This window comes from Lactobacillus sp. 23-2 (genome assembly GCF_044902225.1).
In the GTDB taxonomy this organism is placed as follows: Bacteria; Bacillota; Bacilli; order Lactobacillales; family Lactobacillaceae; genus Lactobacillus; species Lactobacillus absianus.
Genome location: NZ_JAOQBX010000020.1, coordinates 1 through 20,003, shown reverse-complemented (window position 1 = coordinate 20,003; position 20,003 = coordinate 1). Strand labels below are relative to the sequence as shown.

24 protein-coding genes are annotated in these 20,003 nt (G+C 54.1%); 5 read left to right on the top strand and 19 right to left on the bottom strand.

Translation table 11 applies throughout. From position 1 onward, the window contains the following. Positions 1–3 precede the first annotated feature (3 nt). The 15 genes from OCH80_RS07610 to murB form a co-directional block, all read right to left on the bottom strand. Positions 4–390, bottom strand: a complete 387-nt coding sequence (locus OCH80_RS07610) for a fluoride efflux transporter FluC (RefSeq protein ID WP_404539573.1) — start codon at positions 388–390, stop codon at positions 4–6. 142 nt (positions 391–532) lie between these two features. Continuing rightward, complete coding sequence (locus tag OCH80_RS07605; RefSeq protein WP_404539570.1) at positions 533–2,458, bottom strand: copper-translocating P-type ATPase; 1,926 nt, start codon at positions 2,456–2,458, stop codon at positions 533–535. Next, positions 2,458–2,736 (bottom strand): cupredoxin domain-containing protein, encoded by a 279-nt coding sequence (locus tag OCH80_RS07600; protein WP_404539567.1) that lies wholly within the window; start codon positions 2,734–2,736, stop codon positions 2,458–2,460. The genes OCH80_RS07605 and OCH80_RS07600 overlap by 1 nt, the downstream gene beginning before the upstream one ends. Beyond that, positions 2,736–3,110: a cupredoxin domain-containing protein gene (locus OCH80_RS07595; protein WP_404539564.1), complete on the bottom strand. Its 375-nt coding sequence runs from the start codon at positions 3,108–3,110 to the stop codon at positions 2,736–2,738. Before OCH80_RS07595 ends, OCH80_RS07600 begins: the two co-directional genes overlap by 1 nt. Positions 3,111–3,128: 18 nt before the next feature. Beyond that, entirely contained in the window at positions 3,129–3,581 is a 453-nt protein-coding gene (locus tag OCH80_RS07590; RefSeq protein WP_154547494.1) for a CopY/TcrY family copper transport repressor, read from the bottom strand. Between the two features lie 79 nt (positions 3,582–3,660). Next, positions 3,661–4,683 (bottom strand): serine hydrolase domain-containing protein, encoded by a 1,023-nt coding sequence (locus tag OCH80_RS07585; protein WP_404539560.1) that lies wholly within the window; start codon positions 4,681–4,683, stop codon positions 3,661–3,663. Positions 4,684–4,750: 67 nt separating this feature from the next. Continuing rightward, on the bottom strand, positions 4,751–5,563 hold the full coding sequence (locus tag OCH80_RS07580; protein ID WP_404539557.1) for a Cof-type HAD-IIB family hydrolase: 813 nt from the start codon (positions 5,561–5,563) through the stop codon (positions 4,751–4,753). 181 nt (positions 5,564–5,744) lie between these two features. Then, the gene (gene glmM, locus OCH80_RS07575; RefSeq protein WP_404539555.1) at positions 5,745–7,097 is read right to left on the bottom strand and encodes a phosphoglucosamine mutase; all 1,353 of its coding nucleotides are present in this window, start codon (positions 7,095–7,097) and stop codon (positions 5,745–5,747) included. Between the two features lie 30 nt (positions 7,098–7,127). Beyond that, positions 7,128–8,078 (bottom strand): YbbR-like domain-containing protein, encoded by a 951-nt coding sequence (locus OCH80_RS07570; protein ID WP_404539552.1) that lies wholly within the window; start codon positions 8,076–8,078, stop codon positions 7,128–7,130. After that, positions 8,078–8,917 (bottom strand): diadenylate cyclase CdaA, encoded by an 840-nt coding sequence (cdaA, locus tag OCH80_RS07565; RefSeq protein WP_302187284.1) that lies wholly within the window; start codon positions 8,915–8,917, stop codon positions 8,078–8,080. Before cdaA ends, OCH80_RS07570 begins: the two co-directional genes overlap by 1 nt. Before the next feature lie 75 nt (positions 8,918–8,992). Next, positions 8,993–10,075 (bottom strand): ABC transporter substrate-binding protein, encoded by a 1,083-nt coding sequence (locus OCH80_RS07560; protein ID WP_404539549.1) that lies wholly within the window; start codon positions 10,073–10,075, stop codon positions 8,993–8,995. Next, on the bottom strand, positions 10,072–10,881 hold the full coding sequence (locus OCH80_RS07555; protein ID WP_206987512.1) for an ABC transporter permease subunit: 810 nt from the start codon (positions 10,879–10,881) through the stop codon (positions 10,072–10,074). Before OCH80_RS07555 ends, OCH80_RS07560 begins: the two co-directional genes overlap by 4 nt. Further along, on the bottom strand, positions 10,878–11,690 hold the full coding sequence (locus tag OCH80_RS07550) for an ABC transporter permease (RefSeq protein WP_404539547.1): 813 nt from the start codon (positions 11,688–11,690) through the stop codon (positions 10,878–10,880). Before OCH80_RS07550 ends, OCH80_RS07555 begins: the two co-directional genes overlap by 4 nt. Then, complete coding sequence (locus OCH80_RS07545; protein ID WP_154547512.1) at positions 11,687–12,787, bottom strand: ABC transporter ATP-binding protein; 1,101 nt, start codon at positions 12,785–12,787, stop codon at positions 11,687–11,689. Before OCH80_RS07545 ends, OCH80_RS07550 begins: the two co-directional genes overlap by 4 nt. Before the next feature lie 37 nt (positions 12,788–12,824). After that, positions 12,825–13,718 carry a UDP-N-acetylmuramate dehydrogenase gene (gene murB / locus OCH80_RS07540; RefSeq protein ID WP_404539542.1) on the bottom strand — a complete coding sequence of 298 codons (894 nt, stop codon included), beginning with the start codon at positions 13,716–13,718 and terminating at the stop codon, positions 12,825–12,827. A 117-nt stretch (positions 13,719–13,835) separates the two neighbouring features. On the opposite strand from murB, the gene OCH80_RS07535 reads away from it, so the two are divergent. After that, complete coding sequence (locus tag OCH80_RS07535; RefSeq protein WP_404539539.1) at positions 13,836–14,369, top strand: 3'-5' exonuclease; 534 nt, start codon at positions 13,836–13,838, stop codon at positions 14,367–14,369. Between the two features lie 70 nt (positions 14,370–14,439). Here the strand turns inward: OCH80_RS07535 and tsaE are convergent, their stop codons facing one another. Genes tsaE through OCH80_RS07520 form a run of 3 tightly spaced genes read right to left on the bottom strand, consistent with a single transcriptional unit; the run spans position 14,440 to position 16,637 of the window. After that, positions 14,440–14,931 (bottom strand): tRNA (adenosine(37)-N6)-threonylcarbamoyltransferase complex ATPase subunit type 1 TsaE, encoded by a 492-nt coding sequence (gene tsaE / locus OCH80_RS07530; RefSeq protein WP_206987515.1) that lies wholly within the window; start codon positions 14,929–14,931, stop codon positions 14,440–14,442. A 13-nt stretch (positions 14,932–14,944) separates the two neighbouring features. After that, entirely contained in the window at positions 14,945–15,937 is a 993-nt protein-coding gene (pta, locus tag OCH80_RS07525; RefSeq protein ID WP_404539536.1) for a phosphate acetyltransferase, read from the bottom strand. 19 nt (positions 15,938–15,956) lie between these two features. Beyond that, complete coding sequence (locus OCH80_RS07520) at positions 15,957–16,637, bottom strand: uracil-DNA glycosylase (RefSeq protein ID WP_195837379.1); 681 nt, start codon at positions 16,635–16,637, stop codon at positions 15,957–15,959. 176 nt (positions 16,638–16,813) lie between these two features. Between OCH80_RS07520 and OCH80_RS07515 the strand changes: the two genes are divergently transcribed. Continuing rightward, complete coding sequence (locus OCH80_RS07515) at positions 16,814–17,695, top strand: Cof-type HAD-IIB family hydrolase (RefSeq protein ID WP_206987517.1); 882 nt, start codon at positions 16,814–16,816, stop codon at positions 17,693–17,695. A gap of 2 nt (positions 17,696–17,697) precedes the next feature. After that, positions 17,698–18,270 (top strand): hypothetical protein, encoded by a 573-nt coding sequence (locus OCH80_RS07510; protein ID WP_154547534.1) that lies wholly within the window; start codon positions 17,698–17,700, stop codon positions 18,268–18,270. On the opposite strand, the gene OCH80_RS07505 is transcribed toward OCH80_RS07510, so the two are convergent. Continuing rightward, a complete protein-coding gene (locus OCH80_RS07505) occupies positions 18,227–18,793 on the bottom strand; it encodes a GNAT family N-acetyltransferase (RefSeq protein WP_302187315.1) in 567 nt (188 codons plus the stop codon). The two genes, OCH80_RS07510 and OCH80_RS07505, sit on opposite strands and share 44 nt — an antisense overlap. Before the next feature lie 248 nt (positions 18,794–19,041). On the opposite strand from OCH80_RS07505, the gene OCH80_RS07500 reads away from it, so the two are divergent. Together OCH80_RS07500 and OCH80_RS07495 are read left to right on the top strand one after the other, a co-directional pair. Then, positions 19,042–19,428 (top strand): LysR family transcriptional regulator, encoded by a 387-nt coding sequence (locus tag OCH80_RS07500; protein ID WP_404539531.1) that lies wholly within the window; start codon positions 19,042–19,044, stop codon positions 19,426–19,428. A gap of 35 nt (positions 19,429–19,463) precedes the next feature. After that, positions 19,464–19,934 carry a hypothetical protein gene (locus tag OCH80_RS07495; RefSeq protein ID WP_404539528.1) on the top strand — a complete coding sequence of 157 codons (471 nt, stop codon included), beginning with the start codon at positions 19,464–19,466 and terminating at the stop codon, positions 19,932–19,934. Positions 19,935–20,003 lie beyond the last annotated feature (69 nt).

Sequence of the window (20,003 nt, the reverse complement as noted above, 5' to 3'; positions counted from 1 at the left end):
GCTCTACCTCCTTAAAACGCGCTGCGCCAAAAACAGGCCGCACCGCTTGCCAAGCGCCGCAAACAGGAAGCCCAGCAGAATAGAGAAGACAAAATACCAGAGCGCGGTCAGGCTGCTGCCAGCCAAGAGCAGCTTCAAAGTATCCAGCTTAAAGCTGGAGAAGGTGGTAAAGGCTCCGACAAAGCCGGTTCCCAGGCCCACGTTGAGCCAAGGGTTCGTAATGCCCATAGTCAAGAAGAAGTAGATCAAAAAGGCCAGCAGAAAGCAGCCGGCAATATTGCCCAGAATCGTGCCATAGAAAGAGAAATTGGCATTCAGCCAGTAGCGCGCTGCCCCGCCCCAAAAAGCGAAAAAGGCCACGCTGATGTATTTCTGCAGCTGCTTGCTCATGTTTGTCCCTCCTTTAAAACGATTTATGCACTAACTATTAGGTTACAACTGAAAGCGCTCTTAAAGCAAACAAAAAAATGAAATCGCCATCAGCGATTTCATTTTTTGCTTAAGCTGTTTGTCTTAAAGATTTTAAGTATTTTCAAACTGATCTTTGCTTTTCCGCGCCAGCAATTTTGGCCTTGTTCAGCAAAAGCGATGAGCTGACGACTGAGACGGAGCTGAAGGCCATGGCCAGGCCTGCCAATTCCGGACTGAGAGTCAGCCCCAAGCCTGAAAACAAACCGGCGGCAATCGGAATGCCAACCATGTTGTAGATCAAGGCCCAAAACAAGTTGAGCTTGATTCTTTGGAAAGTCTTCCTGGCAATATCCAAGGCCCTGACGACGCCTAGCAGGTCGCTAGTGACCAGCACGATGCCGCCGGCTTCTTTGGCAATGTCCGTGCCGCTGCCCATGGCAATGCCCACGTCCGCCACGGAAAGCGCCGGCGCGTCATTGATCCCGTCGCCAACGAAGGCCACTTTTTCCTTTTGCATGAGGGCCTTGACGTGATCGGCTTTCTCATTGGGCAAAACGCCAGCAATGACTTGGTCAATGCCCACCTGCTTGGCAATGGCCTGGGCCACGTTTTCATTGTCTCCCGTCAGCATCACCGTCCGCATTCCCCGCTTCTTCAAGAGCTGGATGGCGGCTTTGGAGCTGGCCTTAGGCTGGTCCTGGATGGCTACCAGGCCAATGACCTGGCCATCAAGGGCAACAAAGACGACGGTCTTGGCCTGCTTTTGCAGGGCCGCGGCCTTTTCCCGCCAAGCGGCATCAGCGCCGGTCAATTCAGCGCTGCCAACCAAGGCCTCCTTGCCGGCCAGCTGCCCTTTGACCCCGCGCCCTTCTATGGTCTCAAAGTCAGTCACCTTCTCCAGGGCAAGTCCCGCTTGGGCAGCCTGATTGACGATGGCTTGCGCCAATGGGTGCTCTGACGCGCTTTCCAGGCTGGCGGCCGTTTGCAAGGCCGCGCTATCCCCAATCAGGTCGGTCACTTCCGGCTTGCCGACCGTGATGGTCCCGGTCTTGTCAAAGGCAACCGTCTGCAGGGCCGCGACTTTTTCCAGGACTTCGCCGTTTTTGATCAAAACGCCCATTTTGGCCGCCCGGCCAGTCCCGACCATCAAGGCCGTTGGCGTCGCCAAGCCTAAAGCGCACGGACAGGCAATAACGATGACGGAGACCGCGTAGAGCATGGCCTGAACTAGCGAAGCATTGAAAAAGACGTACCAGATTGCGAAAGTCAAGATGGCCAGAACCAGGACGGCGGGAACGAAAATCCCGGCAATCCGGTCGGTCAGCTTCTGGATTGGCGCGTGGGAAGTCTGGGCCTTCTTGACCGTTTCCGCGATCTGGGCCAGCATGGTGTCCTGGCCAACCTTGGTGGCCTTGAACTGGAAGCTCCCCTTCCCGTTGACCGTGGCCCCAATGACGGAGTCACCCGCCTTTTTAACGACTGGCAGGCTTTCCCCGGTCACCATGGCTTCATCCAGCGTTGAAGACCCTTCGACGATTTCACCGTCGACTGGCACCTTTTCGCCTGGCTTGACGCGGATGACGTCGCCGATTTTCACCTCAGAGACTGGCAGCTTGACGAAGCGGCCGCCCCGCCAGACTTCGGCTTCTTTAGCCTGCAGGTCCAGCAGCTTGGCCAGGGCATTTGAGGCATTGGCGTGCATTTTTTCCTCCATGGCATCGCCCAGAAGGACGAAGACCAGGACAAAGGCCGCGCTCTCAAAGTAGACGTCTCGGCCGGTAAAAAAGGCAAACAGGCTGTAGAGATAGGTCACGCTTGTCCCAACCGCCACCAGGGTGTTCATGTTGGCCTGGTGCTTTAAAAAGGCGGCCCAGGCGCTCTTGACGTAAGGGCCGGCGGCGATCAGCATCACCAAAGTGGTCGCGGCTAGGGCGATCAGGCGGGAGTTGGGCAGCATGAAGCCAAAGGGCATGGCAATCATGTCCACCAGCATCGGCAGGGAGAGGGCCAAGGAGATCCAGAAGCGCTTGATGCTTGAAAGCTGCATTAGTCGATCACGATCTTCCCATGAAACATGTCCATCCCGCAGGCAAAGAGAATCTCCCCCCGCTTGTCAGTTGGTATCTGGATAGTCTTGTCCAGGTCGTTGAACAGGTCCTTTTCCAGCCCCAAATCCTTGATTACGACCTTTTGCAGGCAAGTATTGTCAGTCTTGACCTTGAAGGTCAATTCTGCCTCCTTGCCCTGCTTGAAGTGAACCTCAGAAGGCTCATAGCCCTTGTCAACGACGATAGTCTTGCTTTGCTTGCGCTTAAAAAGTCCCATTATTTAACGATCACCTTTCCATGAAACATATTCATCCCGCAGGCGTAGTCGAACTCGCCTGCCTGGTCGGTTGGAATCTTGACCCGGGCATGCGGATCCTTGGCCAGATCCTTGTCCACGCCAAGCTTTTCAAAAACCACATGGCTCAAGCAGGCCGTTGAGTCCTGCATGTCAAAGACGACTTCGGCCGGCTGGCCCTGCTTGAAGACCATGACCTGGGGATTATAGCCACCCTTGACCACGACCCTGCCTTCCTGCTTGCCGTCAACGACTTTGGCCTTGCCGGTTGCTTGCTCGAACTTGCCGAAAAACCACCACAAAATGATGCCGATCAGGGCTAAAGCGCCGATCAGTACGATAATTTTGAGCAACATTTGCCCAGTCCCTCTTTCTTAACAATGATCCGCGCAATGATCCGGATCATGCGCGAGGCAGTTGCAAGGAACCTGATCCGGCGCGGTCAGCTGCTTTTCCGCGACCTTGGCCGCGACCTTGGCCAAGTCATTTTTGGACATGGGGATCTCGTCCAGCAGGCGGAGCAGCAGCTGCCCCTTGTGCATGTCGCACATGGCGGCCAGCGACCGCTTGATGCTTTGGTACATCATTTCGTCCTGGCTGATCGTCGCTTCATAAGTGAAGCGGTGACCCGACCGGTTGACCTTCAAGAAGCCCTTCTTTTCCAGGCGCCGCATCAAGGTCTTAATGGTCGATTCGCTCCAGTCCTTCTTGGCCTGCAGCTGGCTGACCACCTGATTGGTATAGACGGTGCCCAGGGTCCAGACGATCCGCATGACGTCCCATTCGGCATCGGAAATGCTGTAGTCTCGGTCAAGTTCTGCTTGCATCTTGCTTTCTTTTTCGTTTACACATGTAACTTTCATATTTCATCATACGCCTTTGTTTACAATTGTCAACTATATTTGCCTAAGCCTGCTTTTCCCGGTACTTGCCGCCAAAAAAGGCCGCGGCCGCCGCCCGGCGGGCTGCCTGCCAGGCTTCGTTGCCGCGCTTAGGGTAGACGGCATTGGTCAGGATGATTAAGGCCCGCCGCCGGTCCAGGTCAATTCCCAAGCCTGGCCCCGTAAAGCCGGTATGCCAAAGATTCTTCCGGTTTGGCGTCCAGCGGATCCAAGCCAGGGTCCGCTCAAAGTGATCCAACTCCGGCAAGCGGACCGCGATCTGCTTTGGAATGATTTCCTGGTCATGAAAGCGGCCATCGTTCAGGTACATTTGGGCAAAATTCTCCAAGTCGCTCAAGCTGGCGAAAAGGCCAGCGTGACCCGCGCAGCCCTGCAGCTGCCAGGCCGTCTCATCATGCACGCCGCCCCAGACCTGGCCGCGCTTCTGGGTCATTTCTGTTGGCACGAACCAGTTCCGGTCTCTAAAAGGCTCATTGCCCAGGCAGTAGCCGCTGTCATGCATCCCCAGCGGCTTGAGGACATGCTTGTGAATTTCAACGGCCAAGGGGTTGCCGGTTGCTTTCTCAATGATCTTGCCCAAAATGATGAAGTTGAGGTCGGAATACCTGGCCGCGCTGCCAGTTGGGTAGACCAATTGGCTGTCTTTGACGGCCTGCCAGACGTCGGCCGCGCTCTCATACTGCCAGACGTCGGTGAGGTCAGCCGGCAGGCCGCTGTCATGCAAGAGCAGGTCGGCTACCGTCACGTCCGGAAAGCTGGTCTCAAAGAAGCTGCCAACCGGATCCTCCAGTTCAATGGTCCGCTCGCCCAGCAGCTGAAAAATCCGCGTGGCCGTCGCCACGACCTTGGTCAAGGAGGCCAGGTCGTAGTCAAGGTGCGAAACCACTGGATGCTCGCGGCTGTCATCGCACCAGCCAAGATAATGCTCCTCATGGACGTCAGCCCCAATAATGGCGTATGCAGCTCCGCGAACGATGCCCTGGTCTACTGCCGCTTTCAGCGGCTGGCTGATTGCTTCTGTATTCATCGTCTCCTTGCTCCTTTTAGCAAAAAGGACCAAGCCGGCTGGCTTGGTCTTCAAAAAAGCTCCTGAATTACAAGACCAGCTTGCGCAAGGCCTTGGCGATTCCGTCGCGGTCATTGGTATCGGTCACGTAGTCAGCCATGTCCTTGATTTCATCGATGGCATTGCCCATAGCCACCTTCTTAAAGTCGGCCATTTCAAACATGGACCGGTCGTTGCCCTGGTCGCCAAAGATCATGACCTGGCTGCCGGAAAAGCCCAAGCGGGCGGCCAGCTCGCTGACCGCCAGGCCCTTTGAGGCTTCCAGTGACCCGACTTCGATGACTTCCGGCCAGCTGCGGACGACCGCATAGCTTTGGAAGAACCATTCAGGCAGGCGGTTCCACAGACGCTCGACCTGGTCTGAGTCGTCAGCCATGTAGCCTGCCTTGGCAAAGGTAAAGTCGCGCTTGAAGTCTTCCCGCTTTTGAATCCAGATTTGGTTTCTGGTTTCAGCCCCGTCAATCGACATCCGGATGGACAGCTTGTGGTCCATGGTATAAAAGCGCTGAGGCGTTTCAAAGTTCAAATTGACGTCAGCCAGCCGCTGCATGTGGACCATGGTGTCGAAGTCGCCGTGGTCCAAGTCATGGCTGAACAGGACGTCACCGTTCAGGTTCTGGGCAACCGCCCCGTTAAACAGGATTGCATATTCATCAGCCCCTTTAAGGCCCAGCGCTTCCGTATAAGGCTCAATTCCAAACAAGGGCCGGCCCGTGGCCAAGACGACCTTGATTCCTTCATTTCTGGCCTCCTGCAGGGCCTTGATGGTCCCAGCCGAAATCGTCTTGCTGGAAGTCAGGAGGGTGCCGTCCAAGTCGACGGCCAACATTTTAATTGCCATGCTCGCACCTCTTATTTCTTCTGCTTGTCTTTTTCGCCGTGCCTTGTTCTTACATCAAGAGCAGGCTGTCAAGCTCATAAGTATATTATATCCTACTTCAAAAAACTATCGAAAGAGCTTTATCTCCTTTTTGCCATGCAAAAAGTCTTGCCTTGCGGCAAGACTTTCAAATGCATTTTGCTTATTCGCCCATTTCGTCTTCAACGACCTTGACGATCCGGTCGACGTAGTCTTGGGTTGCTTCTTCAGTTGGGCCTTCTGCCATCACCCGCAGCAACTCCTGCGTGCCTGAAGGACGCACCAGAACTCGGCCGTCATCACCCATTTCATCCTGGACTTCCTTGATGACGTCAACGATGGCTTGGTGCTGCTTCCAGGAAGCCTTGTTCTTGACTGGCACGTTAACCAAGACTTGTGGGTATTCCTTGAAGTCTTCCAAAAGCTCAGTCAAGGACTTGCCAGTCTTCTTCATGACCAGCATCAAGTGAATCCCAGTCAGCATGCCGTCGCCAGTGTTGTGGTAGTCGCTGATGATGACGTGACCTGACTGCTCCCCGCCCAGGCTGTAGCCATGAGCGCGCATTTCTTCTGAAACGTAGCGGTCGCCGACTTGGGTGCGGACGTTCTTAATGCCGCGGCGCTGCAGGGCCTTGGTGAAGCCCAGGTTGCTCATGACGGTCGTCACGATCGTATCCTTCTTCAAGCGGCCGTGTTCTTCCAGGTATGAGCCGATGATGTACATGATGTGGTCGCCATCGACTTCGTTCCCGTTTTCGTCAACGGCAATGCAGCGGTCAGCGTCGCCGTCAAAGGCCAGCCCCAGCTGGGCGCCTTGCTTGACGACTTCTTCCTGCAGGTGCTCAGTGTGGGTTGCCCCGCAGTGGTCGTTGATGTTCAAGCCGTTTGGATGGGTTGAGATCGTGGTGAAGTCCACGTTCAGGTCAGCAAACAAGCGAGAAATGAAGGCACTGGCCGCGCCGTTGGCCCCGTCGATTACTACCTTGATCCCATCCAGGTCTTCTGGGATGGTGTTTTCCAAAAATTGGATGTACTTGTTGGAGCCATCGCGGAAGTCGGTTACCGTGCCCAAGCCCTCAGCTGAAGGACGAGGCAGCATGTCCTCCTTGGCGTCGATCAGCTCTTCAATTTCCTCTTCCTTGGCGTCTGACAGCTTCAAGCCGTCGCTGCCGAAGAACTTGATCCCGTTGTCTTCAACTGGGTTGTGTGAAGCGGAGATCTGCACGCCGGCATCCGCGCCTTGGGCCCGAACCAGGTATGACAGACCTGGAGTCGTGATCACGCCGCATTCCAAGACCTCAATGCCGACTGACAGCAGACCGGCAATCAAAGCGTGCTCCAGCATTTCACCAGAGATCCGGGTGTCGCGTGAAACCAGGACGCGGGCCTGGCCGCCGTCTTCCTTTTCCTTGGTCAGGACGTAGCCACCCATCCGGCCCAACTTAAAGGCCATTTCCGGGGTCAAGACCTTGTTGGCTTCCCCACGCACACCATCAGTACCAAAATATTTAAGCATTATAAGAACCTTTCTTACTTTGTAATTTTCCTAATCATCAGCATCGCTGACCGAAATCCGCACGTCCACGGAACTTGGATCAACCCAAGCCACCCCGCTTGGCACGGGCAGCCGGTAGGACCGGGTCGTGGACGACTTGATATTGGTCAAGTCGACGTTCAAGGTTAAGGACTTGATCTTGTCCAGCGCCTCCTTTTGCCCATAGATCGTAACCTGATCCTGCTTGGCAGTCAGGGAGTAGACCTTCTTGCTTGAGCCATTCGCCGCGTTCAGCTTCAGCTTGACCGTCTTCTTGGAGACGGAGATCGGCAGGGTGACCGTGGCCGTTGACGGATTGATCACCACATTAAGCTGGCGGCCCTTGCTGTCAAGCGCCACCAGCATGACATTGCGGCGGATGGTATGGTTGCTGGCGTTAGGAACCGTCAGCTGGGCCTGGATGCGGTCAATCCGCTTGACCTCGCTCAAAGCCCCCGTAACTTCCACCGTTTCGGGCTTGACCGTGGCCGTGCCGATATCATAGCCCTTGGCCACAGCATTTTTATTATAACCTATTTGCACGGCCATGGTACGGGACTTTCGCTTTTGAATGTTGACTGTCGTATATTTCTGCGACAGCTTGTAGGACAATTGGCTTGGCAGACCGGAAACCTTGATCGGCACCTTGTGCTCGCCAACGCCCAGCTTGCTCAAGTCAATGTAGACCCTGAAGTTCTGGGTGTTGACGGTAGAGGTCACCAGAGCGTTTGACCCTTCCAGGGTGACCTTGACCTTGGAAGGATAGCCGGTCACGTAGTACTTGTCCGCGTCAACCGACACCTGCAGGGCCATGTTGATCGCCTGCTTGGTCGAGGCAGTTTCCTGGACCTTGGACTGGTTGTTGACGTTGACCTGGGTATTGTCGACAAAGGCAACCAGCACGATGGCCAAAATCAGGGAGAAAAGCTTGTAGAACCATGGTTTGTCATAAAATTTCTGCATTATTTCTCACCCCAATTCCACAACTTTTGGACGAGATTCACGAACCATGGCTGCTTCTTCTCTTCTGAAGTAACCAATTCAGCCCGCAGGTACTTAAGGTATTCCTGCTGGCTGAGGTCAACCATGAACTGGCCGTTGCGGGTGATGGTTACCCCGCCCGTTTCCTCAGAAACGACGACCGTGATGGCATCCGTGACTTCGGAAATCCCGACGGCGGCCCGGTGCCGGGTTCCCAGGCTCTTGGGAATCATGGCATTGTCGGACAGGGGGAGGTAGGCCGAGGCCACCACCACCCGGTTGCCCTTGACGATGACCGCCCCGTCGTGCAGAGGGGTATTGGGGATGAAGATATTGATCAAGAGCTCCCCGGTCACCAAAGCGTCCAGCTTGATCCCCGTTTCGATATAGTCATCCAGCCCGGTCTTCTGCTCGATCGTGATCAAAGCCCCGATCCGGCGCTTAGACATGTACTGGATGGCCTTGTCCAGCTCCTTAACCAATTTCTCCTGCTGCTTTCTTTCCGATCCTTCCCGATCAGAAAAAATGGAGACCCGGCCGAGCTTTTCCAAGCCCCGCCTGATTTCAGGCTGGAAGATCACGATGATCCCGATGACGGACCAAGACACGATTTGGTCCAGCAAGAAGGTCACGGTCGTCAGCTGCGCCCAGCCGGCCAGGACCCGGGCAATCAGGATCAGCAGAATCCCGTTGGCCAGCTGCACCGCCTTGGTCCCCTTGATCAAAAGGGTCAAGTGGTAAAGGAAGTACCAAGTGATCAGCACGTCCAGGACCACTGACAGGGTATGCCAGCTCAGCAGGCTTGCAATATTAAACTGCATTTTTGCTCCTTTCTAAAATCAGCCGCACTTTTCGCTTTATCGCTGCTTCTCCCTCCATTTTAAGGCAAAAGGAGCTTAATTGCGCGCGTACATCTTAAATTCCAGGAAAAGGTCATTGTATTCCTGCACCTTTTCCTTGGCCAGGTCCCGGTAGACCTCAAGATTCTTCAGGGTCTTCATGTTCGGGTAGAACTGCTGGTCATTTCTGATGTCCTTTGGCAGCAGCTTTTGCGCGGCCAGGTTAGGAGTCGCGTAGCCGATGTACTCCGCGTTTTGCGCGGCATTCTTTGGCTCCAGCATGAAGTTGATGAATTGGTAGGCTCCCCGCTTGTTCTTGCAGGTTTTCGGAATGACGATGTTGTCAAACCAGAGGTTGGACCCCTGTTCTGGCACCACGTAGTGGATGTGGGAATTTTCATCCATCATCGTGGCCGCTTCGCCTGAGTAGGTGACCCCAATCCAGGCCTCGTTTTGGGCCATGTACATCTTGAGCTCGTCGGCGACGATCGCCTTGACGTTTGGCCCCAGCTTGTCCAGCTTGTCCTTGGCTGCCTTCAGATAGCTTGAGTTGGTCGTATTCATGGAGTGGCCAATGGAAACCAGGGCCAGGCCCATGATGTCGCGGGCGGAATCCACCAGCAGGATCTGTCCCCGGTACTTTTTGCGCCAGAGGTCGTTCCAAGTGGAGATCTCGCCTGGCTTGACGTACTTGTCGTTGTAGACGATCCCCAGGGTGCCCCAGAAGTAAGGGACGGAATATTCGTTGTTTTCGTCAAAGGACTTGTGCAAGAATTCCTGGCCGATGTACTTGAAGTTGGACAGCTTCTTGGTGTCGATCTTGTCAAGCAGCTTGTCCTTGCGCAATTTGGTGATCATGTAGTCAGACGGAACGGCCAGATCGTAGTTGGTTCCGCCCTGCTTGAGCTTGGTGTACATCGCCTCGTTTGAGTCAAAAGTCTCATAGATGACGTGGTAGCCGGTCTTTTTTTCAAACTTGGTGATCAGCTTGGGGTCAATATAGTCGCCCCAGTTGTAGATGATCAAATCCTTAGAGCTGCTCTCGCTCCCGCTTGAAGAGCTGTCCAGCTCCTGGGCTCCCAAAAACAGGGCCAGGCAGGCCAAGAGAATAGCCGCAATCGAAATAAACATCTTTTTCATTTGATCAGCCCTCCTACGCCCTTGGCCTTCTTGCCCTGGCGCTTGGAAATAAAGTAGTAGATCCCAACCAGGAGCATGACGAACAAGAAGATGATCGTACTGAGCGCGTTGATTTCCAGGTCAATCCCCTGGCGGGCTCTGGAGTAGATTTCAACGGACAGGGTCGTAAAGCCATTGCCAGTTACGAAGAAAGTCACGGCAAAGTCGTCCAAAGAGTAGGTCAGGGCCATGAACATTCCCGACATGATGCCCGGCGTCAGGGCCGGGATCAAGACCTTGGAAAAGACCTGCCAGCCGCTGGCCCCCAGGTCTCTGGCAGCATCGATCAGCGAATTGTCCATTTCTTTTAATTTGGGCAGGACCATCAAGACGACGATCGGGACGGAAAAGGCAATATGGCTGAGCAAGACTGAGGCAAAGCCCAGGGTAAAGCCCAGCGCCGTGAACAGGATCAAGAAGCTGGCCCCGATGATGACGTCAGGCGAAACGATCAGAATATTGTTCAAAGACAGGTACAAGCGCTGCTTGGCCGGCTTCCGCATCTCGTTGATCGCGATCGCCCCTAAAGTGCCAATTACCGTCGCGATCAAGCTGGACAGCAAAGCCAGCATGAGCGTCTCCAAAAAGATGGCCAGCAGGCGGTGGTCCGCAAACAAGGTCTGGTAGTGGGCCCAGGTAAAGTGCTGGAAATGGTCCATGCTCTTGCCGCTGGAGAAAGAGAAGTAGACCAGGTAAAAAATCGGCAGGTAAAGGATCACCAGGACCAGGCCAAAGTAGATCCGGCCTAAAAGACTGTTTTTTCTCATAAGTCAATCTCCTTCTTGTGGCGCTTGCCGGAGGTCAGAATCATGACAATGGTCATCAAGAAGATCAGGATGACGCCAATCGTGGCCCCCATGTTCCAGTTCATCGTGGTCAAGAAGTACTCTTCAACCGCCGTCCCCAAAGTGATGACGCGGTTGCCCCCGATCAAGCGGGTCAGCATGAAGAGGGACAAAGACGGGATAAAGATGGCCTGAACACCGCTTTCTACCCCAGGCCAGGACAGAGGCCAGATAACGTATCTGAAAGTCTGCCAGAAGCTGGCGCCCAGGTCGGCGCTGGCCCGGATCAAGGCTGGGTCAATTTCCTTTAAGGCGTTGTAGACCGGCATGATCATAAAAGGAATCTCAATATAGGTCGCCACGAAGATAAAGGCAAAGTCCGTGAATAGAATCGGCACTGGCCCAATCCCAAACAGGTGGAGGAACTGGTTGACCATCCCGTTTCTGGCAAAAATGCCGATAAAGGCGTAGGCCTTGAGCAGCAGGTTGATCCAGGTCGGCAAAATGACCAGCATCAGCCAAAACTGCTGGTTCTTCAGCTTGGTCAAGACCATGGCGGCCGGATAAGAGATCAGCAGGCAGAAGAAGGTGATCAGCAGAGCATACCAGAAGGAATTGAGCATCATTTTGATGAAGGTGCCGCCGGAAAAAAAGAGCACAAAGTTGTGCAAGGTAAAGTGACCGGCAGCGTCCGTCAAGGAGTAGCCCAAGATCAAGACCAGGGGCGCGATGACGAACAAGATGATCCACAACAGGTATGGGATCAGGAAGCTGAGGTGCTTTTGCTTCATTCGTCGTCCCCCTCTCCATCGCCTTCGTAGCTTTCAAGGCGGGCATCGAATTCCGCTTCGGTTTCGCCCAAGCGCATGACGTGAATGTCCTCTGGGTCAAAGAAGAGGCCGATCTCCTGGCCAATCTTGACCCCATTGGTCGAGTGGATCAGCCATTCAGTGCCGGCGCCAGTGGCCTTGATCTCAAAGTGGTCGCCCAGGAAAAGCTGGCTGAGGACCTGCACGGTCACCTTGCCCTTTTCCGGCGCGGTGATGTCCAGGTCTTCCGGTCTTAAGACGACTTCAACCTTTTCCCCAGGAGTAATCCCGGCATCGGCACATTCAAAGTTCTTGCCGGCAAACTTGACCTCAAAGTCCTTGATCATTTCCCCAGGCAGGATGTTGGAATCCCCGATGAAGCGGGCGACAAAGTCGTTGACGGGCTCATCATAGATGGCCACCGGGCTGCCGCTTTGCTGGATCTGCCCGTCATTCAAGACAAAGATCTCATCGCTCATGGCCAGAGCTTCTTCCTGGTCGTGGGTGACGAAGATGAAAGTGATGCCCAGCTTCTTCTGGATGGCCCGCAATTCAAACTGCATTTCCTTGCGCAGGCGCTTGTCCAGGGCTGAAAGGCATTCATCCAAAAGCAGGACTTTCGGCTCATTGATGATCGCCCTGGCAATGGCAACCCGCTGCTGCTGGCCGCCGGAGAGCTCTGAGATCTCCCGGTTGGCAAAGCCGTCCAGACGGACGGTGTGGAGGGCATCCTTGACCTTTTCCCGCACCGTGGCTTCCGGAGTCCGCTTGAGCTTGAGCCCAAAGGCCACGTTCTCGTACACGTTCAGGTGCGGAAAGAGGGCATAGTTCTGGAAGACGGTATTAAAGTGCCGCTTGGACGCGTCCAAACCGGTAATGTCCTGCCCGTTAAAGTAGACTTTTCCCGTGCTGGGCTCAGCGAAACCGGCAATGATCCGCAAAATCGTCGTCTTGCCGGACCCGGAAGGTCCGAGCAAGGAATAAAACTTTCCCGACTCAATGCTCAGATTGATGTCCCGCAAGGCAACAAAACCATCATCATACTGCTTGGTGATGTGATCCAACTTAATAATTTCCATACGCTTTTCCTATATATTCTGCTTTATTGCTACAGTTTTACTTGTCCCCAATAATTCTCACTTCTGTATGCAAATCTATCCCGTATTTTTCTTTAATCGTCTTTTGAATATAGTGAATCAGGTTCAGATAGTCCGTGGCCGTGGCGCCGCCCTTGTTGACGATAAAGCCGGCGTGCTTCATTGAGACCTGGGCCCCGCCGATCTGCTTGCCCTGCAGTCCCGCCTTGATCAGCATTGGCCCGACAAAGTGGCCCGTTGGGCGCTTGAAGACAGAGCCGCATGACGGATATTCCAAAGGCTGCTTGTACTTTCTAAGCGCGTTCAGGTAGTTCATCTCATCCAGAATTGTTTCCCGGTCACCCTTCTTCAAGGCGAAAACGGCGGAAACGACGATTTCCTTCGTCTCTTGCACCAGCGAGTGCCGGTAGCTGAACTGCAATTCTGCATTGCTATAGGTCTTCAGCTGGCCGTCTTTCGTCAAGACCGTGGCCGTTTCCAGGCAGTCCTTGGTCTCGCCGCCATAGGCCCCGGCGTTCATGAAGACCGCCCCGCCGACTGACCCTGGGATCCCGGCTGCAAATTCCAGACCGGACAAGCCCGCCTTGCCCGCGGCAAAGGAAGTGTCGATAATTCTCGCGCCGGCCTCCGCCGTGACCTTGTCGCCTGTCACCTTGATCTGGTGCATCTTGGTCAAGATGATGACCAGCCCCTTGATGCCCTTGTCGCTGATGATCAAATTGGATGCGTTGCCGATCACCGTGATTGGCAGCTGCTCTTCTTCCGCCGCGGCCAGCAAATCCTGCAATTCTGCCAAAGACTTGGGAAAGGCCAAAAATTGGGCTGGGCCGCCCGTTTCCGTAAATGAGTAACGGCTAAGGGGAATGTTTTCTTGAATGTCGATGCCCTTAGCTTGCAAATCAGTCAATTTCAATATTGTGCCTCCTCATAATTCCTTTTGATATTTTACCGCATTAGCCGCTGGTCTTCATCACTTTAGTGCGCCTTAAGTCCTGTGCTATACTTCTTTTAGTTACCGGAGGTTTTTCTAATGAATTTTGTCGCAATGGACTTTGAAACTGCCAACCAGCACCCAGCCAGTGCCTGCTCTTTAGCCCTGGTCATGGTGCGGGACAACAAGATCATCGACCGCTTCTACACTGTCATCAATCCCCAAATGGCCTTTGACGCCCAGCACATCAAGGTGCACGACATCACGGCCAACGACGTGCAAAGCGCCCCGACCATGAGCGAGGTCTGGCCCAAGATCAAGGGGCTGTTTCAGCCGGGGATGCTCGTGGCGGCCCACAACGCCCGCTTTGACACCAACGTCATGAAGCAGTCGCTGATGCGCTACGGGATCGCTGAGCCCCACTACTTGGTCATCGATACCCTGGCCGTCGCCAAAAAGCTGGAGCCGGGCCTGGCCAACTACCAGCTCAACACAGTCTCTGACCTGCTGGACGTTGAACTCTGGCACCACCACAATGCTCTCAGCGACAGCGAGGCCTGTGCCGGCATCCTGGTCAAGGAAGCGGAAAAGCACAGCATGGAGGCCGTCAAACAGTTTGTCTATCAGATCTAGCTTGCCAGCCATTGGCAAAAAAATAACCAGACGCATTTTTGGCTTGCGTCTGGTTATTTTTGTCTGCTGGCTATTCCGCCATTAATTCCGTGTAGCGGGCCTGGGCTTCTTTGGCCCATTCGCCGGCTCTTGGCCCGTGGGGATCAAGCTGCACCACGCGCTTGGTGGAGTCCCAGGAGTCATCAACCCGCTTGAGCACCAAGCCGAGGTAGTTTTCTGGCAAATCATCCTGGATGACCTGCGGCCATTCAATGACCACGATCCCATCTTCAGCCAGATACTCATTCAGGTCGATTGAAGCCAGGTCGTCGCCCTCCAGGCGGTAAAAGTCCATGTGGAAGAGCGGCATCTTGCCTTCCCGGTACTCGCGCACGATCGTAAAGGTTGGACTCTTGACCGGGCGCTTGATTCCTAAAGCCCGGCCCAAGCCCTGGGTCATAGTCGTCTTGCCGGCGCCCAAGTCGCCTTTAAGCAGCAAGAGATCATGGGGCTTGGCGGTGTCAGCCAAGGCCTGGCCCCATTTCTGCATGGCGGCTGCTGAATTGATTGCTAATTCTGTCATAACGTTCTTTCTTTTAATCCTCGATTGCTGATTGCGCTGCCGTCAGAATCCCGATCTTGTAGACGTCGTCAGCTGAGCAGCCGCGCGACAGGTCGTTGACTGGCTTGGCCAGCCCTTGCAGGACGGGGCCAACGGCCGTAAAGCCGCCCAGGCGCTGGGCAATCTTGTAACCAATGTTGCCGGATTGCAGCTCTGGGAAGATGAAGATGTTGGCCTTGCCAGCCACTGCTGAGTCCGGCGCCTTGATCTTGGCCACTTCCGGCACGAAGGCGGCGTCAAACTGCAGCTCCCCGTCGGCAATCACGTCTGGGTTCTTGCTCTTAAAGAGTTTAACAGCTTCGGCTACCTTGTCAACCTGCGCTCCCTTGGCTGAGCCATGGGTTGAGAAGCTCAAAAAGGCCACGCGCGGCTCTTCAATTCCGATTGCCTTGGCCGTAATGACTGACTGTTCAGCAAATTCGGCCAGCTGGTCGCTGGTTGGGTCAATGGAAATCGCGCAGTCAGCAAAGATGTACTTCTCTTCGCCCCGCTCCATGATGAAGGAGCCTGAAACCCGGTGCATCCCCGGCTTGGTCTTCAAGATGAACAAGGCCGGGCGGACAGTTGCAGCCGTTGAGTGGGCCGCCCCGGAAACCATCCCGTCAGCTTCGCCGGTATAAACCAGCATGGTCCCGTAGAAGTTAGGGTCCAGCATGGCGTCATGCGCCTCTTCCATGCTTTGGAAATGTTTTCCTCCAGCCATGCGCTCGTGGAACTTTTCAACCATTGAGGCAAATTCCGGCGCGTGCAGGTAGTCAACGATCCTGATCCCTGACAGATCCAGCTTGGCGTTCTTGGCCAGCGCCTCCACCTTGTCCGCCTCGCCCAGCAGGATGGGCTCAACCAGGCCGTCAGCCTGCAAGCGGCTGGCCGCGGTCAGCACGCGGACGTCATTGCCTTCTGGAAAAACGATCCGCTTCTTTGAACTCTTCTTCAACAAATCTTTCAAAATTTCAAAAACTTCCATTTTTTCCTCCTAAAGGATACTACTCTGCCTGCATGGGCAGCTGCCAGTCAATTGGCGCTTCGCCGAAGCTGACCAAGGCCGCGTTGGCTCTTGAAAAAGGCCGGGAGCCAAAAAAGCCGCGGTTGGCTGAAAACGGACTTGGATGGGCGGACTTGATGATGACGTTCTTCTCCTGGTCGATCAAGGGGATCTTGTTCTGGGCAAAGCGGCCCCAAAGGATAAAGACCACCTTGCCCCGCTCGCTCAAGGCCTTGATGGCCGCGTCGGTAACTGCCTCCCAGCCCTTGCCCTGGTGGCCATTTGCGTGCCCGTAAGGCACGGTCAGGACCGCGTTGAGCAGGAGCACGCCCTGGTCGGCCCACCGCTTCAAATAGCCATGGTTCACCGGCAAGGCACCCACGTCGTCATACAGTTCCTTGTAGATATTCCGCAAGGACGGCGGCAGGGGCGTGCCTGGGCTGACAGAAAAGCTCATCCCATTTGCCTGGCCGGGATTGTGGTAGGGATCCTGGCCCAAGATCACGATCTTGGTCTCCGCGAAGGGAGTCAGCTTGAAAGCCGTGAAAATATGATACATATCCGGGTAGATCTGCTTATTCTGGTACTCGGAGCGCAAAAACTCATGTAAGTTGTGATATTCATCACTTTCAAAAACCGGCTCCAGCACCTGATCCCAATCGTTGCCAATAAAATGCTTCATCAATCATTCCACCTTTATTTTGTCCTACTAGAATCTTATCATTAATCGGCCCCTAGTCCAAGGATTAGTGAAAAAAATCACGACTCCTTTTTTGGAGAATATTTCATGTTTCTGCATACCTTGCTAGCCCCGTTTTTATGTTATTATGAAAACGAACAACAAGGAGGTAAATTCAGATGATTAAATTGATCGCCTGCGACTTGGACGGGACCCTTTTTAACGCCAGCATGGAGGTTTCTGACGGCAATGTCCAAGCTATCCAGCGGGCAGAAAACAACGGGATCGAATTCTTAGTCGCCAGCGGCCGCGCGCCCCACGAATCCTGGGGGCTGATCAAGAGCTACGGCATCCATTGCGGCTTCATCAATTTGAACGGGGCTCTGGTCTACGACCCGCAAGGCAACCTGATCGTCAAGAACCCGATTGACCTGGCAGTCGGCCGGCAAATCGTCAAGCTGCTCAAGCAGTACCATTTGTACTTTGAAGTGGTCACCAAGGACAAGGTCTACTCAGAAGACCTGAGCGCCCGGATTGCCAACGTGGCCCACTACGTCATGACTCTGAACCCTGGCCTGACCTTCAAGGAAGCCGTCATGGTTTCCGGCGCCAAGCCAGCCATCGTCAGCATCCAGGAAGTTGACAGCTTCGAGCACCTGCTGGAAGACGACAATCTGGAAATCATGAAGATCATCGCCTTTGACAGCCGGGGGCCAGAGTTCTTCTCAGGCATCATTCCGCAAGTCAAGCAGATGGGCGAGCTCTCCATCACTTCCAGCTCGAGCGACAACATTGAAATCAACGCGGCCAAGGCCCAAAAGGGGCCAGCCCTGATGGACTACGCGCAAGCCAAGGGCATCAAGCGCGAGGAAACGGCCGCGATCGGCGACAACCTCAACGATGAAAGCATGATTTCCATGGCTGGCGTTGGCGTAGCCATGGGCAACGCGGTCTTGGACATCAAGAACATCGCTACCTTTATCACCCGCACCAACAATGAAGATGGGGTAGCTGCCGCGATTGACCGAATTATCTCTGAAAACAAAAAAGAGTTGAAGTAACCATGTATACCTACACCCTTTCCCTCACCCAAGAGGGGCATACCGGCCAGATCCCGATTGTTGACGGCAAGGGTGAACCTTGGGGCATCATCCGGGGCAACCTGGACAACCCCAATCATACCCTCTACCTGCTGGACACCAGCAGCCAGGAGATTGGCCGCCTCTACAGTGACGGGACCGGGCTGATTGCCTCTTACACCCTTGACGTGGTCAACCACTCCCTCGTCCATGTCAAGAAGGTCAACAACCACCAGCTCAACCTTTTTTACATCACCCGCTTGAACTACTGGGTCAACGGGAGCATCAAGAAAGGGAGCTACGCCTTTAGAAGCGGGGTAAAAAAAGTCGCCGCGGTCCAGACGGAAGTCAGTGACCACGGCGTCGTTCTGACCTGCCAGATTGAGCGGCCAGAAGATATCCCTTTTATTCTGTTGATTGCCGTCCTCTTTACCCAGTGGCACGTCACGCCTTTGGAATTGCCAGACTTTCTGCCAATCATCAGCCAGCATTCCACTGGGACGGCCAGTCTCTTTAGACTCTTTTCACCATATGATCATAAACGCGATCGCCAATAGTCATCGTGTGAGTCGTCTCAAAGCCCTTGTGCACGTATAAGCGCTGTGCACGAGGGTTTTCTTTGTCCACGTTCAAAGAAACGACTGAGAAGCCATGCTTCTTAGCAATCTTTGGCGCGACGTCCAGCAGCTTGCTGGCAATGCCCCGGCCCCAGTATTTAGGTGAAACCGCGATCGCGTCAATGTACCATTCGCCCTTTTCGGCTTCCTTGTCGGTAAAGATGTCAGTCTTCATCGGCAGGCCGACTTTGGCCATTTCCTTGCGCAAGACCACGTCAATGATGCCTTGGTCGCGGTCAGAGTACATGCACAGGATGCCCAGGACCCGGTCATGTTCATCGGTTGCCACCCAGATCCGGTTGTATGAATAGCGGTAGTTCTCTGAAATAAAGCCCAGCCGCATCAAGTCGTAGAATTGGCTGTCTGGCAGCCGCTTGATGGTCGCCATGTCCATTTCATCGAAAATTTGGTTCAAAATTGGAAAAACGGCAACATAGTCGTCTTTTCTAGCTTTGCGAATAATCAAAATCAAAATCCTTTCCAAAGTTTTTGCTGTTAAAAAAGCTGCTACCACTATCTTACTACACGACAAAAGGCACTTCCAAAGAAATGGAAGTGCCTTTCGCGATTATAGAGTTTGTTATCTGACTGGCCGCTGATGAATTCCGATTATTTTCAAGAATACAGGATAATCAGGTTAATTGGTTGATTCGGGTATAATTGACGGCCAGTCAGGACAAGCAATTCCTCTGGCTTGAAAGCAATGCCGGAATGGGAAAGGAGTTCAAGTCACCCCCAACGCTGGCAGATGTCTCAGAGAACCAGTATCTGAGCCAGTCCTATGTCGGCCAGATCATCACGCGGGCCGAGCACGACTACGGGATCAAGCTGGTCAACCGCTCCGGCATGCCCATTTCCTTGACTGAAGCCGGCGGGAGCCTGGCCAAGGGACTGGACAAGGTCATTTCTGCTTACAGCGACTTGCAGCTCCAAATGAAGACGCTCAGCAGCAATCAAAAAGACATCACGGTTGTCGGCTACGTGCAACCGATCGATCCATTCCTTGCGTGTGACCTTTATCGCAAAATTTACGCGGAGAAGCTGTCTGATCAATTGAAAATCGTCCCTATTAACGACAGCCAAGCCCTTGACCGCTAAAAAGCGGTTCAATTGACTTCTATATTGGGCCACAAGTGATCGACCGGCAAGTCACTTCCGAAATCTTGGAGTGCCGGCAGCTGTCTCTGCTGGTCCCTTTTGGCAGCAAGTACGACCAGGAGCTGCCGGATTCTTTGAACCTCGAGCAAGCCAAGCGCGTTTTCAGCACGGCCCAGTTCGTTGGTTCCAAGAAGGATATGGATAATTGCGGCGTCTTAAAGCGCTTTTTGGCTGGCGAAAAGATCGATGCCAGCGCGACGATCCAGGTCAACAACCAGTGGGACGCGGCCCTTATCGCTCACAAGAGCGGCCTCCTGGCCCTGGTCGATCCAGCGCTGATTGACCCTGACGCCAAGAAATATGGCCACCAGTTTTCCCGCTTCGTCAAGCTGCCAGCTGAATACTTCAGCTTCAACATCTATCTTTCTTATTTGACCAGGAAACTCAAGGACAAGCTGCCTATTTACCAGCAGATCATCGCGGCCGCCAATAAAATGTTGTTTTGATCATGACATGCTCACCCGACCAAGGTCGGGGGTTTCTTTATAGGCTAGTGCTCACGCGCAGCCTACAGC

Bases quoted from the DNA above. Each gene is read 5' to 3' on its own strand.
- OCH80_RS07580 (WP_404539557.1), bottom strand. From the start codon at position 5,563: ATGGCAATTAAAATGTTGGCCGTCGACTTGGACGGCACCCTCCTGACT.
- pta (WP_404539536.1), bottom strand. From the start codon at position 15,937: ATGGAAGTTTTTGAAATTTTGAAAGATTTGTTGAAGAAGAGTTCAAAG.
- OCH80_RS07510 (WP_154547534.1), top strand. From the start codon at position 17,698: ATGTATACCTACACCCTTTCCCTCACCCAAGAGGGGCATACCGGCCAG.
- OCH80_RS07555 (WP_206987512.1), bottom strand. From the start codon at position 10,881: ATGAGAAAAAACAGTCTTTTAGGCCGGATCTACTTTGGCCTGGTCCTG.
- OCH80_RS07545 (WP_154547512.1), bottom strand. From the start codon at position 12,787: ATGGAAATTATTAAGTTGGATCACATCACCAAGCAGTATGATGATGGT.
- OCH80_RS07595 (WP_404539564.1), bottom strand. From the start codon at position 3,110: ATGTTGCTCAAAATTATCGTACTGATCGGCGCTTTAGCCCTGATCGGC.
- OCH80_RS07515 (WP_206987517.1), top strand. From the start codon at position 16,814: ATGATTAAATTGATCGCCTGCGACTTGGACGGGACCCTTTTTAACGCC.
- OCH80_RS07520 (WP_195837379.1), bottom strand. From the start codon at position 16,637: ATGAAGCATTTTATTGGCAACGATTGGGATCAGGTGCTGGAGCCGGTT.
- OCH80_RS07570 (WP_404539552.1), bottom strand. From the start codon at position 8,078: ATGCAGAAATTTTATGACAAACCATGGTTCTACAAGCTTTTCTCCCTG.
- OCH80_RS07535 (WP_404539539.1), top strand. From the start codon at position 13,836: ATGAATTTTGTCGCAATGGACTTTGAAACTGCCAACCAGCACCCAGCC.
- OCH80_RS07610 (WP_404539573.1), bottom strand. From the start codon at position 390: ATGAGCAAGCAGCTGCAGAAATACATCAGCGTGGCCTTTTTCGCTTTT.
- OCH80_RS07605 (WP_404539570.1), bottom strand. From the start codon at position 2,458: ATGCAGCTTTCAAGCATCAAGCGCTTCTGGATCTCCTTGGCCCTCTCC.
- OCH80_RS07600 (WP_404539567.1), bottom strand. From the start codon at position 2,736: ATGGGACTTTTTAAGCGCAAGCAAAGCAAGACTATCGTCGTTGACAAG.
- OCH80_RS07560 (WP_404539549.1), bottom strand. From the start codon at position 10,075: ATGAAAAAGATGTTTATTTCGATTGCGGCTATTCTCTTGGCCTGCCTG.
- OCH80_RS07500 (WP_404539531.1), top strand. From the start codon at position 19,042: ATGGGAAAGGAGTTCAAGTCACCCCCAACGCTGGCAGATGTCTCAGAG.
- cdaA (WP_302187284.1), bottom strand. From the start codon at position 8,917: ATGCAGTTTAATATTGCAAGCCTGCTGAGCTGGCATACCCTGTCAGTG.
- tsaE (WP_206987515.1), bottom strand. From the start codon at position 14,931: ATGACAGAATTAGCAATCAATTCAGCAGCCGCCATGCAGAAATGGGGC.
- glmM (WP_404539555.1), bottom strand. From the start codon at position 7,097: ATGCTTAAATATTTTGGTACTGATGGTGTGCGTGGGGAAGCCAACAAG.
- OCH80_RS07550 (WP_404539547.1), bottom strand. From the start codon at position 11,690: ATGAAGCAAAAGCACCTCAGCTTCCTGATCCCATACCTGTTGTGGATC.
- OCH80_RS07585 (WP_404539560.1), bottom strand. From the start codon at position 4,683: ATGAATACAGAAGCAATCAGCCAGCCGCTGAAAGCGGCAGTAGACCAG.
- OCH80_RS07590 (WP_154547494.1), bottom strand. From the start codon at position 3,581: ATGCAAGCAGAACTTGACCGAGACTACAGCATTTCCGATGCCGAATGG.